Raw genomic sequence first — 11,388 nt, 5'->3', positions numbered from 1 at the left:
GGGCCCCGATGTCACCGCACGTGTCCGCCCGTACCCCCTCGGGTGCGTGGCGCGGGCCACTTCCACCCGGCGAATCGAAGGAGACCGCCGCCTCGGACGCAGCTTCCCGAGGCGGGGGCCCGCTACGGCTCGCGCGACGGCCGGGGCCGGCCGGCGGTCACGCGGCTCCACAGGGAACGGGTGGCGCCGAAGCCGCTCTCGTGGGTCCACACATGGGTGCAGCCGGGGCACTGGAGGTGGAGGAGGCTGCCCTTGTTGGACAGGAGGTACCGCCAGTGCAGCGAGCAGGTCCGCCGCTGCGCGCACGGCTCGCAGCCCCGGGTGTCCGCACAGCCGGGGCAGGGGATCCACGCCCGGCGGCCGATGTCGGCCTGCGGGTCAAGGGGCAGCATGGCCGCCCCCGCGCACGGGCAGGACCCCGGCCGCCACCAGGTCGTCGTAGAGGCGCTGCTGCTCGGCGTCGAGGCCGGAGTAGAGCAGGTCGTACGCCTGCTCCTCCCCTCGGAGCACCTCCAGCGGGTCCCAGTCGGGGCCGAGCGCGGCCATCACCTGGGCGCGCCGGAGGATCTCCTGCGAGGTGAGGTCGACGGAGAAGTCGACCGTGTCTGCGGGTGGTGTGGAGTGGTGCGAGGACATGGGGCCGAACTTAGGTAACCCTTCCTTCCCGGTCAAGGGTGGGTGCGCGGAGTCACATCGGCCGTCGGGTCCCCGGCCGGACGGGTCCGCGGGGGCTCGCGTGCGGCATTCCGCAACGGCGCCACCGGCCGGAGCGAGCCGAATCGTTTCACCAGCTCAGGGCGGCATCGCGGGCCCGGATGCCGGGGAGTCTCAGGGGGACCGACGGCTCCGGATACCGCGCCGCGGCCGGGACGCCGTACGGGACGCCGTCCGCGACACCGTCACGCCTGGAGGCCCCCCATGAGCACAGCCCAGTGGAGGCGGCTCACCGACCACCTCATGAGCGTCCCCGAGCAGGTCTACGAGGGCTGGAACAGCCGGGACGGCTGGGACAACTACACGCGCTGGGGCGAGGAGTTCGGCGAGAACGGCGTCGCCTGGTGCGTGATCTTCGACTGGTGCATGTACCACGACACCGGCCTCGACGCGATCGTGCCGAAGGTCGACAACGTGAGCGCCTTCGCCGCCTGGGCCAAGGCGCGCGGCCAGTGGTCCGAGTACCCCTCCGTCGGCGCCTGGGTCGACTTCGGCGACGGCGCGCACACCGAGATCGTCACTGGCTTCGACGCCGACACCGTGTACACCAAGGGCGGCAACAGCATCCAGTCCGGATCCGAGGACCACGGCCAGGGCAACGGCGTCTGGTCGCACTCCCATCCGCGCCGCAGCAGCTACGTCACCGGCTACTTCGCCCCCCGCTACCCCGACGGGCAGTGCCCACCCACCGCCGACCCCGGCGATCCGCGCGGCGGCCCCGCGGTGGCGGCCTGGCGGTGGTCCCCGCCCGCGGGCGCCTTCGAGCCGTTCCCCGGAAGCGGGTTCTTCACCGCGGGCCGGCGCAGCCCGGTCGTCGCCGCCCTGCACGAGCGGCTCGTGGCCGTCGGCTGCGACCACTACCAGAGCTCGGCGGACGCCGACGTCTGGGGCCCCGGCGACGTGCGCTCCTACCGGGCCTGGCAGCGCACGCTCGGCTACACCGGCTCCGACGCCGACGGCATCCCCGGGGCCACGTCCTGGGCCAGGCTCCAGGTGCCGCGTGTCGAGGACTGACGGGGCGGATCCCGGGGGCGGTCAGTACGAGTGGTCGACCGTGACGTCCGCCGACAGCCGCAGCGCCTCCTCGGCCGTGGCCCCGCGCATGCCCAGCAGGGTGAGGGTGAGGGCGTCGATCACGGTGAGGTGGGCCAGCCGGCTGGCGACGGTCTCGAGTCCGAACACCAGGTCCTGGCCACCCGCGACCAGCGTGCAGTCGCCGGCCTCGCTCAGCGGCGAACGGGCGTAGCTGGTGAGGGCGAGGACCTTGGCCCCGGCCCGCCGGGCGCGGCGGGCGGCGTCGACGGTGCTGCGTGTGGCGCCCGTGTGGCTGACGGCCAGGCAGACCCCGTCGGGCGGCAGCTGCGAGGCGACCAGTTGGGCGGTCAGCGGGTCGGCCGGCGCGTCGACGGCGAAGCCGAGTGCGCGCAGCCGGTACGCGGTGTCCAGCGCGACCGCGCCGGACAGCCCCGCGCCGACCACCAGGATCCGGGGGGCCGCGCCGACCAGCGCGGCCGCCGCGCGCAGCCGCTCGGGGGTCACCGTCACCGCCACGCCGTCCAGCGCCTCCCGGGCCGCGCGGACCGTGTCGCCCAGGGCGCGGGCGGCCGGGTCCCGTTCCCGGGAGGGCTCCGGGGCGGGCGCCTGGCGGGCCGCGGCGATCTTCAGTTCCTGGTAGCCGCGGAAGCCCAGCCGCTGGCAGGCGCGCACGACGGAGGAGGGCGCGGTGCCGGCCAGGGCCGCGACGTCGCTGACGCTGAGGCGCACCAGCTCCGCGCCCTGGTCGAGCACGACCCGCGCCACCCGCACCTCGGTGTCGCGCAGTTCGGACAGGTGGGCCCGGATGTGGGCGGCGAGCCCACCCCCCACCGTGGAATCGATTTCCATGGGGCTAACCTAACAAGGAAATGTGTTCCACGCCGACCGGTGGAGAGCGAACGTGCCCGTACCCCTGCCGTCCACGACGGGCGCGGCCGCCGTGCCCCTCGTCGTCCTCGCCTCGGCGGCGCTGCACGCCGTCTGGAACGGCCTCGCCCACGGCCTGCGCGACAAACTGGCGGGCTTCACGCTCATCAGCCTCGCCTCCGCCGGCTGCGGGGCCGTCCTCGTCTGCTTCGCCCCGCTCCCCGACCCGGCGGCCTGGCCCTACATCGCCGCCTCCGCCGCACTGCAGGTCGCCTACCAGCTGCTGCTCCTGCGCGCCTACCAGCTGGGCGACTTCGGCCAGATGTATCCCACCGCCCGCGGCACCTCACCGCTCGTGGTGGCCCTGGTCTCCACCACCCTCCTCGGCCACTCCCTGCCCGCCGGCCGCGCCCTGGGCATCGCGGTGATCTCCTGCGGCCTGGCCGCGCTCGCCCTCGCCGACGGGCTGCCGGGGCGCACCCAGCTGCCCGCCCTGGCCGCCGCCCTGGGCACCGGCGTGATGATCGCCTCCTACACCCTGGTCGACGGCAGCGGCGTGCGCGTCTCCGGCAGCGTCTTCGGCTACATCGCCTGGCTGTTCCTGTGCCAGGGGCTGGTCCTCCCGCTGATCGCCCGGGTCCGCCGGGGTCCCGCCCTGCTCACCACGCTGCGCCCGCTGTACGGGCGCGGCCTGGCGGGCGGGCTGCTCTCGCTGCTGGCGTACGGACTGGTCGTCTGGGCGCAGTCACGCGGCGACCTGTCCACGATCGCCGCCCTGCGGGAGACCAGCATCGTCTTCGGCGCCCTGATCGGGGCGGTGGTGTTCCGTGAGCGGCTCGGCCACCGGCGCATCACCGCCAGCCTCACGGTCCTGGCGGGCATCGCCGTGCTCCAGCTCGCGGCCGGCTGATCAGAGGGGGGTGAGGACGTCCTCGCGCGCGCCGTCGAGGACGAAGCCGTTGTCGAAGCGGACGCGGACCGTGAGCCGGCTCCCCTCGCCGTGGAAGGCGGTCCACTCGGCTTCCAGGGCCGCGACCTCCTCCTCCAGCCGCTTCCTGCTCTCGGCGGGCATCGTGTGGCCGTAGTCGCCGAGCAGCGATCTCAGCCGTTCGTACTCCAGGACGGCGTGGCTCGGGGGCCGCTGCCCGTCCACCCGCTCGACCGTGCCCTCGGTGCCCGCCGCCAGGGACAGGAACCCCACGACGGTGTCGCCCGGCCGCGTGACCGCCTCGGCCAGCCCGACGTCCACGGCGAGCCTCACCCGCCGACCTTCCTCCAGGGTCATCGTCCCCTCGCCCCTCTCCTCGCCCGCTGCCGCAGGGGGATGGCCTGCGGCGTAGCCATTATCGACGGCGGGGGCTCGCGAGTCCGGTCAGCAGGACGTCCAGGGCCAGGTCGGTGGCCTCCGCCAGCGGGGTCTCGTCGAGGAGGGCGCCCACGGCCAGGACGGCCAGGCCGTGGACGGTGGAGAAGGCGACCTGGGCGAGGCGGGCCGGGTCCCCCGGGCGGACGAGGCCCTCGGCCTGGGCCCGGGCGATCAGTTCGGCGGTGGTGTCGAGGCTGCGGTGTCCCAGCTCCCTGAGTTCGGCACTGGAGTCCTCGGCGTGCTTGGCGCTGAACATCAGGTCCAGCAGGGGCGCGTGGGCGACGGCGAACTCCACGTACGCCCGGCCCAGGGCCGCCAGCCGCGCCGGTACGGGCCCGGGCCCCTCGGCGGCCCCCCGCAGGCGCTCGTTCAGCCGGGTGAAGCCGCTGACGGCGAGGGCGTCGAGCAGGGCCTGCCGGTCGCGGAAGTGCCGGGACGGCGCGGCGTGGCTCACCCCGAGGTCGCGGGCCAGGGCGCGCAGGGACAGGCCGTCCGCGCCCGACTCGGCGAGGACGGTCTCCGCGCGCTCCAGCAGAGCGGCCCTGAGGTTGCCGTGGTGGTAGGGCCCCTCGGTCAAGGCGGGCTCCCCTCTCTGATGTTGTCATTGACTACAATGGTGGCGCCGCCTACATTCGAGTCCATTGAACACGCGTACGTGGAAACGGAGCAGCCGACGATGCCTATGACATACCAGGGAACCGTGGCCCTGATCACCGGGGCGAGCGCGGGCCTCGGTGTCGAGTTCGCCCGCCAGTGGGCCGAGCGCGGAGCGGACCTCGTCCTGGTCGCCCGCCGCCTCGACCGGCTCGAAGCGCTCGCCGCGCAGCTGGAGAAGCGCTACGGCGTCACGGCGCACGCGATCGCCGCCGACCTCGCCCTGCCCGGCGCCGCGGCGGCGCTGCGCGCGGAGCTCGACTCCCGCGGGATCACCGTGCAGACCCTGGTGAACAACGCCGGCTTCGGCAGCCACGGGCCCGTCGCCCGGCAGGACCCCGCGCAGATCAACGAGATGATCCAGCTGAACGTCGTGGCCGTCGCCGAGCTCACCCGGGCCTTCCTGCCCGACCTCACGGCCGACGGCCGGGGCGCCCTGGTCACCGTCGCGAGCGCGGCGGCGTACCAGCCGACCCCGGCGATGGCGGTCTACGGCGCGACCAAGGCCTTCGTCCTGAGCTTCACCGAGGCCGTCGCCTACGAGACCCGCCACTCCCCCCTGCGGGTGCTCGCCGTGTCGCCGGGGCCGGTCAGCACCGAGTTCTTCGACGTCGTCGGCAGCCGGGACGCGGCCGTCGGCCGGATGGCCACCCCCGAGCAGGTGGTGACCGCCGCGCGGCGCGCGCTGGAGCGGAGCAGCACGCCGCCCAGCATCGTCGCGGGCCTCGCCAACCGCGTCTCCGCCGTCGCCGCCGCCCTGACGCCCCGGCGCGTCACCCTGGCCGTCTCGGGGCGGATCCTCAAGGCCTGACACGCGCCGGCGGGCCCCCGGGAGCGGGGGCCCGCCTCGTCCACGGCCGGCCGTCCCCCGCGAGGGGGGCGGCCGGGGCCGTCAGTGCGCGGTGATCTGCTGGAGCGCGGCTCCCTGGTAGCGGGCGCCCGCGTTCCAGAGGATGAAGGACTCCATCTTGTTGGCCTCGGCGGCCTTGATCTGCGCGGCCACCTCGGCCGGCCCGTAGGTGCTCCCCATCGAGAAGTCCTGCAGCCACGGCACGATCTCGGTCTGCGTCCCCTTGGCCAGGCGGGCGAAGTCGGCGAGCGAACGCTGCACGATCGCGTACGGGGAGGTGTCGGGCTGGGCGACGCCGTACTCCCCCGGCGCCCAGTGGGACGGGTAGACCATCGGCGCGATGTAGTCGGTGACCTTGACCAGCGCCCCGATGTCCTGGGCGATCTCGGTGGGCCGGGTCGCGGCGATCCCGAAGACCGAGACGCCCAGGTACTTGGCCTGCGGACGCAGCGCCGTGCGGGTGTCGGCGACGAACGAGGTGATGGACTGCTCGGGCGTGGCGGCGCCGATGCCGGGGAAGCGCATCTGCGTCAGCGGGCCGTCCGGGCGGCGCACGTAGTCGTAGAGGATGTCGTCGAATCCGAGCTTGGCCGCCTCGACGGCGAGGTCCTGGTTGTACCCGCGGACGACCGGGTTGGCGAAGTTGGTGAAGGACAGGGCGCCGTAGTGGCCGCCGTCGTAGGGCTGTCCGGACGGGGTCAGCACGAGCTGGTCGGACTTGCCCTCCTTCCAGGAGGCGGCGGCGAGCTTGGGGTCGCGGAAGGCCACGATGCGGCCGATGACCTGGGCTCCGGCGGCGTGCAGCTCGTCGATCGCCTTGCGGGCGTCGTAGTAGCCCTTGGCCGCCCCGATCCGACGGGCCAGCGGGACCTGCGAGGCGTACCCGACCTCGCCGTCCTCGTCCTTGACGTCCAGTTCGACCGCGTTCAGCTTGCCGCTGCGCACCAGGGCCAGGACGCCGCCGCGCAGCGAGTCGTCGCCCCAGCCGATGGCGGTGATGTGCGCGGCCCGGATCATGGGGCGGCGGCCGCGGGCGGAGACGCTCTTGGTGGTGGTGTTGCCCGCGCGGTCCACGGCGGTGACCGTGACGAGGGCGGTGCCCTTGGGGACCGTGACCCGGAAGGCCCCGCTCCTGTCGAGGGGGACCTTCTTGCCGTTGACGGTGACCTCGGCGTCGGTGGAGGCGCTGCCCGCGACGGCCACGGGGGCGGCGGGGTCCTTGACCTGGGGGTCGGTCACCTTCAGCTCGGGCGGGGTGGTGTCCACGCTGAAGCCCACGACCGTGCGGTGCGAGGCGAAGGGCAGACTGCCGACGCCGTCCACCACCAGGGTGTGGGAGCCCTCCTTGAGGGGTGGCAGGGCGAGTCTCAACCGGGCGCCCTCCGGGGTGAGGGTGACCGGGGCGCCGTCCAGGGTGGCGTGCAGTCCGTTGCCTCCGCCGGGCGCGCCCGCGGCGAGGTAGGCGCTGACCTGCGCGGCCGCGCGGCCGCCGAGGACGGCGCCGTCGCTGACGCCCTCGATGCCGGGTCCGGGGGCGAGGAACGTCCAGGCTCCGAAGCCCGCCCCGGCCAGCGCGAGGGCCCCGGTCGTCGCTATGAGGGCGCGTCGGCGGGCCGGGCGACGGAGGCGGGAGGAGTGGCCGGAGCGGGGTATGCGGGTGCGGGACATCTTGACGTCCTTCGTGCCGGGGCCGGGTGGTGGCCGGGTGGTGCCTCCATTCATTTCCGCTGCGCGCCCCGGCCGCCGCGTTCCGCCGACATTTCACGCGAACGGCCGCGAACGGGCCCGGCGTGGCGGCTACGCCAAGCAGGGGACAGTGCGGTATGCGGGCTCCCGCGGTCGGTAGGTATGGCGTGACACCTTCCGCCTGGAGAGGCTCCCGATGCGCCACCCCCTCGTCCCGCTCGGCGCCCTGGCCTGCGCCGCCGCCCTGCTCGCCACCGGCTGTTCGACCGGGTCCGCGCCGGCCGCCGGGCAGCCCCCCGCCGCGTCACCGGCGGCGGCCGCTCCCGTCGCCGCCCCCAAGAGCCCGGCCGAGGTCGGCGCCAACGAACTCGGCCAGGTGCCGGTGCTGATGTACCACCAGCTCACCGACAAGCCGGCCAGTGTCTACGACCGCACCCCGGCCGACTTCCGGGCCGAGCTGGAGCGCCTCGCGCGGGAGGACTACGTGCCGGTGACCGCACGGGACTTCCAGACGGGCCGCATCGACATCCCGGCGGGTGCGCACCCGGTGGTCCTGACCTTCGACGACTCGACCAACAGCCAGGTGCGGCTCGGCGCGGACGGCGCTCCGGCGCCGGACACCGCCGTCGCCATCCTGGCGGAGACGGCGAGGAAGCACCCGGCGTTCAAGCCGGTGGCGACCTTCTTCGTCAACGCGGACGCCTTCTCGGCGACGGGCTCCGCCAAGGCCCTGGGCTGGCTGAAGGACCACGGGTACGAGGTCGCCAACCACACGGACCGGCACGAGAACCTGCGCTCCCTGGACCGGGCGGGCGCCGAGCGGGCGATCTCCGCCGGCCAGCAGGCGATCGAGAAGGCCCTGCCCGGGACGCCCGTCACCTCGCTCGCCCTGCCCTTCGGCGCCATGCCCGAGCCCGCCGGGACCGCCGTACGGGGGACGGGCTACCGCTACGACGGGGTGTACCTGGTGGGGGCCAACCCGTCGGTCTCGCCGTTCGCGAAGTCCTTCACCCCCGGCGCCATCCCGCGGATCCGCTCGGCGGGCCCGAAGGACGAGGACGCCGAGTTCGGTTCCTCGCGCTGGCTGGACAAGCTCGCCGCGGGCGGCGGCCGGTACGTCTCGGACGGCGACCCGGCCACCGTCTCCTTCCCGCGCGCCGCGGGGAACGAGCTCGCGCCCGCCTTCGCGCAGCGGGCCCGGCCGTACTGAGCCCCGGGCCGCGCGGCGGCCGTTCAGCCCCGCACGTGCAGCCCGAAACCGGTGCGTCCCGCGGGCTCCAGCCCCTCCTTCAGTTGGAGGGAGGGGAGTTCGTAGTCGCCGAAGTTCTGCCGCCGGAAGGCGATCGGCTCGGTCGACTCCAGGGTGAGCAGGCGCTCCTCCCAGGCCTTGGCGACGGCGGGGTACTCCTCGTCGGTCAGCCGGTCCGTGCCGTAGAGGACGAACGGCGGCAGCACCTCGATGCCCGGGTAGTAGAGGATCCCGTGGTGGATCGGGAAGAGCAGGTCCTCGATGGGGCCGTTGATCCCGCGGGCGGCGTAGTGCGGCTCCGGGCCGCCGGCGGTCACCGACAGCAGGGCCCTGCGGCCCGCGAGGGTGCCCTCGCCGAACCGCTCCCCGTACTTGGTGTCGCTGTGCTCGCCGACCCCGTAGGCGAAGCGGTAGGTGAACACCCGGTCCACCCAGCCCTTGAGGATGGCGGGCATCGAGTACCACCACAGCGGGAACTGGAAGATGACCGTGTCGGCCCAGAGCAGCTTCTCCTGCTCGGCGAGGACGTCGGGGGTGAGCTCCCCGGCGTCGAAGGCCCGGCCCGAGTCCAGGGCCACCTTCAGCGGGTCCGAGGCGTGGCCTCCGTAGTCCCCGGCGTCCACGACCGCCTTCCAGCCCATCGCGTACAGGTCGCTCACCCGGACCTCGTGGCCCGCGCCCTCCAGGGTGGACACGGCGAGGTCCTTCAGGGCGCTGTTGAGCGAGCGCGGCTCGGGGTGGGCGTGGACGATCAGCGTCTTCATGACGGCTCCTTCGGTTCGGCTGCCCCCGATCCTGGCCGCCGCGCCGCCCGCCGTTCAGGGGCTGCGTCTCCGTAGGACGGGACTTCCTGGTACCGGCAGGGCCACCCTCGCGGGCGGCGGCGCGGCGATACTGGGGCGCATGGACGATCTCGCGGGCTTCCTGCGGACCCGGCGCGCCCGGGTCGACCCGGCTGCCGCCGGCATTCCCACCGACCGCCGCCGCCGCGTCGAGGGGCTGCGCCGGGAGGAGGTCGCGCACCTGTCGGGCGTCAGCGTGGACTACTACGTACGCCTGGAGCAGGGCCGCGCGACCCAGCCCTCCGAGCAGGTCCTCGACGCGCTCGCCCGGGTCCTCGGCCTGGACGAGACCGAGCGGGGGCACCTGTACCGGCTCGCCCGGCAGCGCCGCCGGCGGGCGAAGGCGCCGTGCGGGCGGGTCCGGCCGGAACTGCTGCGCGTGCTCGGGCTGGTGGCGGGCGCGCCCGCGCTGGTCATGGACCACCGGCTGGACGTGCTCGCCGGGAACCGGCTGGCCGGGCTGCTGTTCGGGCGGCCGCTGCCGTCGCTGAACATCGCCCGGCACCTCTTCCTGGAGGAGGGCGAGCACGGTCTGTACGCGGGCTGGGAGTCGTGCACCCTGGACGTCGTCGGGCACCTGCGCCTGGCCGCCGGCACCCACCCCGACGACCCCCGGCTGGCCTCGCTGATCGGCGATCTGGCCATGGGCAGCGAACGCTTCCGCCGCCTCTGGGCCCGCGCGGACGTGCGGGCCCGCACGCACGGGCCCAAGGCGTACCGGCACCCGCTGGTCGGGCTGCTGGAGCTGCACCAGGAGAACTTCGCGCTGCCCGACGGGTCCGGCATGGAGCTCGTGGTGCTCTCGGCGCCCCCGGGCAGCCCCGCCGAGGACGGGCTGCGGCTGCTCGCGGCCCTGGACGCGGACGGCGCGAGCCCGGCGGAGGACGAGCCGTCGCACCACCGGCCCCCGGCGGTCACCGACCGGTAGCCGGGCACCCGTCGGATCGGCCGCCGCCCTCCACGGGCCGGCCCAGGCGTACGGCGAGGGCGGCGATGTCGTCGTCGAGGCGGCCCCTGCTGTGGCGGAGGAGGTCGCGGTGCAGGGTCCTGAGCAGTTCGCGGGGCGGGGTGGGGGGCTGCCGGCCCATCCAGGCGGCCAGCGGGAAGAACTCGCCGTCTCGGGCCCGGGTCTCGGCGATGCCGTCGGTGTAGAGGAGCAGCAGGTCGCCCGGGCCGGTGCCGAAGGTGTCCACGTGGTACTGGCCGCCGAGCAGCTCCGCGAGGCTGAGCAGGGGTGAGGGGGTCTCGGATTCGAGGACACGGAGTCCGGCGCCGTTCAGGAGCAGCGGAGGCGGGTGTCCGCAGTTGAGGACGTCGATCCGGCCGCCCCCGGGCGGGATCTGGGCGAGCAGGGCGGTGGCGAAGCGCTCCATCGGCCCGTCGGGGGGAAAGGCGGCGTTGTAGCGGGTGCTGCTGGCGTCCAGTCTGCGGGCGACGTCGACCAGGCCGGCCTCGTCGTAGGCCGCCTCCCGGAAGGCGTTCACGATGGCCGCGGCCGCTCCGACGGCCGGCAGGCCCTTGCCCCGCACGTCGCCGATGAGCAGCCTGACCCCGTACGGGGTGTCGACCACCTCGTAGAAGTCCCCGCCGATCCGGGCCTCCGCCGCGGCCGCGAGGTACAGCGACTCGATCTCCACGTCGCCCAGGCGGCGGGGCAGGGGGCTGAGCACCACCTGCTGGGCCGCCTCGGCCACGAGCCGCACCTGGAGGAGGGTGCGCTCCCGCTGGAGGCGCAGGTGGCTGCCGTAGGCGGCGGCCACGGTGACGGCGATGATCCCGGCGGCGGTCCACCACGTCCCGAGGTCGGGGAAGACCAGGCTGAGGCCGATCATCAGCAGGAGGCAGACCGTCCCGAGCAGGACGGTGGGGAGTACCGGCCACATGGCGGCGGCCAGCGCGGGCGCCGCCGGGAGGAGCCGGCTGAAGGCCATCTCCGGCGGGGTGGCGTAGGCCAGGCCGGCGATCACGACGGTCAGGACGACCGGGGACAGCCGCACGAGGCTCCCCCGACCGTAGCGCCGGGGGAGCCGCGGCCGTCCGGACTCGATCACCCTGTCAGGATATCCACGCAATGCGGGCATAGCGCCCTGAGGGATCCGGGCCGATCCGGGCGCATCAAGGACGG

General features: G+C 74.5%; 13 protein-coding genes. 5 read left to right on the top strand and 8 right to left on the bottom strand.

Annotated features, from left to right (window positions below; all coding sequences use genetic code 11):
* Window positions 1-122 precede the first annotated feature (122 nt).
* A complete protein-coding gene (locus ACFY0O_RS13855) occupies window positions 123-392 on the bottom strand; it encodes a hypothetical protein (protein ID WP_388946681.1) in 270 nt (89 codons plus the stop codon).
* A complete protein-coding gene (locus tag ACFY0O_RS13850) occupies window positions 379-636 on the bottom strand; it encodes a DUF6400 family protein (protein ID WP_388946680.1) in 258 nt (85 codons plus the stop codon). Before ACFY0O_RS13850 ends, ACFY0O_RS13855 begins: the two co-directional genes overlap by 14 nt.
* Window positions 637-918: 282 nt before the next feature.
* On the opposite strand from ACFY0O_RS13850, the gene ACFY0O_RS13845 reads away from it, so the two are divergent.
* Window positions 919-1,728: a peptidoglycan-binding protein gene (locus ACFY0O_RS13845; RefSeq protein ID WP_388946678.1), complete on the top strand. Its 810-nt coding sequence runs from the start codon at window positions 919-921 to the stop codon at window positions 1,726-1,728.
* Between the two features lie 21 nt (window positions 1,729-1,749).
* Here ACFY0O_RS13845 and ACFY0O_RS13840 read toward each other — a convergent pair whose 3' ends face one another.
* Window positions 1,750-2,598: a MurR/RpiR family transcriptional regulator gene (locus tag ACFY0O_RS13840; RefSeq protein ID WP_388946677.1), complete on the bottom strand. Its 849-nt coding sequence runs from the start codon at window positions 2,596-2,598 to the stop codon at window positions 1,750-1,752.
* Between the two features lie 52 nt (window positions 2,599-2,650).
* Here ACFY0O_RS13840 and ACFY0O_RS13835 point away from each other — a divergent pair, with 52 nt between their 5' ends.
* Entirely contained in the window at window positions 2,651-3,526 is an 876-nt protein-coding gene (locus ACFY0O_RS13835) for an EamA family transporter (protein WP_388946675.1), read from the top strand.
* Here ACFY0O_RS13835 and ACFY0O_RS13830 read toward each other — a convergent pair whose 3' ends face one another.
* Both ACFY0O_RS13830 and ACFY0O_RS13825 read right to left on the bottom strand, forming a co-directional pair.
* Window positions 3,527-3,901: a hypothetical protein gene (locus tag ACFY0O_RS13830; RefSeq protein WP_388946673.1), complete on the bottom strand. Its 375-nt coding sequence runs from the start codon at window positions 3,899-3,901 to the stop codon at window positions 3,527-3,529. It lies immediately after the preceding gene.
* A 58-nt stretch (window positions 3,902-3,959) separates the two neighbouring features.
* Window positions 3,960-4,559: a TetR/AcrR family transcriptional regulator gene (locus tag ACFY0O_RS13825; RefSeq protein WP_388946672.1), complete on the bottom strand. Its 600-nt coding sequence runs from the start codon at window positions 4,557-4,559 to the stop codon at window positions 3,960-3,962.
* Window positions 4,560-4,658: 99 nt separating this feature from the next.
* Here ACFY0O_RS13825 and ACFY0O_RS13820 point away from each other — a divergent pair, with 99 nt between their 5' ends.
* Window positions 4,659-5,447 (top strand): SDR family NAD(P)-dependent oxidoreductase, encoded by a 789-nt coding sequence (locus tag ACFY0O_RS13820; protein WP_388946671.1) that lies wholly within the window; start codon window positions 4,659-4,661, stop codon window positions 5,445-5,447.
* An 81-nt stretch (window positions 5,448-5,528) separates the two neighbouring features.
* On the opposite strand, the gene ACFY0O_RS13815 is transcribed toward ACFY0O_RS13820, so the two are convergent.
* Window positions 5,529-7,154 (bottom strand): putative glycoside hydrolase, encoded by a 1,626-nt coding sequence (locus ACFY0O_RS13815; RefSeq protein ID WP_388946669.1) that lies wholly within the window; start codon window positions 7,152-7,154, stop codon window positions 5,529-5,531.
* 214 nt (window positions 7,155-7,368) lie between these two features.
* On the opposite strand from ACFY0O_RS13815, the gene ACFY0O_RS13810 reads away from it, so the two are divergent.
* On the top strand, window positions 7,369-8,382 hold the full coding sequence (locus tag ACFY0O_RS13810) for a polysaccharide deacetylase family protein (RefSeq protein WP_388946667.1): 1,014 nt from the start codon (window positions 7,369-7,371) through the stop codon (window positions 8,380-8,382).
* Window positions 8,383-8,405: 23 nt separating this feature from the next.
* Here ACFY0O_RS13810 and ACFY0O_RS13805 read toward each other — a convergent pair whose 3' ends face one another.
* Window positions 8,406-9,185, bottom strand: coding sequence for an NAD(P)H-dependent oxidoreductase (locus ACFY0O_RS13805; protein WP_388946665.1), 780 nt, complete (start codon window positions 9,183-9,185; stop codon window positions 8,406-8,408).
* Window positions 9,186-9,324: 139 nt separating this feature from the next.
* Here ACFY0O_RS13805 and ACFY0O_RS13800 point away from each other — a divergent pair, with 139 nt between their 5' ends.
* Window positions 9,325-10,191 carry a helix-turn-helix transcriptional regulator gene (locus ACFY0O_RS13800; RefSeq protein ID WP_388946663.1) on the top strand — a complete coding sequence of 289 codons (867 nt, stop codon included), beginning with the start codon at window positions 9,325-9,327 and terminating at the stop codon, window positions 10,189-10,191.
* Here the strand turns inward: ACFY0O_RS13800 and ACFY0O_RS13795 are convergent.
* The gene (locus ACFY0O_RS13795; protein ID WP_388946661.1) at window positions 10,178-11,314 is read right to left on the bottom strand and encodes a PP2C family protein-serine/threonine phosphatase; all 1,137 of its coding nucleotides are present in this window, start codon (window positions 11,312-11,314) and stop codon (window positions 10,178-10,180) included. The genes ACFY0O_RS13800 and ACFY0O_RS13795 overlap by 14 nt on opposite strands.
* Between the last annotated feature and the right edge of the window lie 74 nt (window positions 11,315-11,388).

The organism is Streptomyces sp. NPDC001594 (assembly GCF_042893675.1).
Lineage (GTDB): Bacteria > Actinomycetota > Actinomycetes > Streptomycetales > Streptomycetaceae > Streptomyces.
The sequence above is the reverse complement of the archived record's forward strand: the minus strand, read 5'-3'. Positions and strand labels throughout refer to the sequence as shown.

Coding starts and splice junctions, on each gene's coding strand:
- ACFY0O_RS13845 (WP_388946678.1), top strand. CDS start 919: ATGAGCACAGCCCAGTGGAGGCGGCTCACCGACCACCTCATGAGCGTC.
- ACFY0O_RS13850 (WP_388946680.1), bottom strand. CDS start 636: ATGTCCTCGCACCACTCCACACCACCCGCAGACACGGTCGACTTCTCC.
- ACFY0O_RS13810 (WP_388946667.1), top strand. CDS start 7,369: ATGCGCCACCCCCTCGTCCCGCTCGGCGCCCTGGCCTGCGCCGCCGCC.
- ACFY0O_RS13855 (WP_388946681.1), bottom strand. CDS start 392: ATGCTGCCCCTTGACCCGCAGGCCGACATCGGCCGCCGGGCGTGGATC.
- ACFY0O_RS13800 (WP_388946663.1), top strand. CDS start 9,325: ATGGACGATCTCGCGGGCTTCCTGCGGACCCGGCGCGCCCGGGTCGAC.
- ACFY0O_RS13840 (WP_388946677.1), bottom strand. CDS start 2,598: ATGGAAATCGATTCCACGGTGGGGGGTGGGCTCGCCGCCCACATCCGG.
- ACFY0O_RS13805 (WP_388946665.1), bottom strand. CDS start 9,185: ATGAAGACGCTGATCGTCCACGCCCACCCCGAGCCGCGCTCGCTCAAC.
- ACFY0O_RS13815 (WP_388946669.1), bottom strand. CDS start 7,154: ATGTCCCGCACCCGCATACCCCGCTCCGGCCACTCCTCCCGCCTCCGT.
- ACFY0O_RS13830 (WP_388946673.1), bottom strand. CDS start 3,901: ATGACCCTGGAGGAAGGTCGGCGGGTGAGGCTCGCCGTGGACGTCGGG.
- ACFY0O_RS13820 (WP_388946671.1), top strand. CDS start 4,659: ATGCCTATGACATACCAGGGAACCGTGGCCCTGATCACCGGGGCGAGC.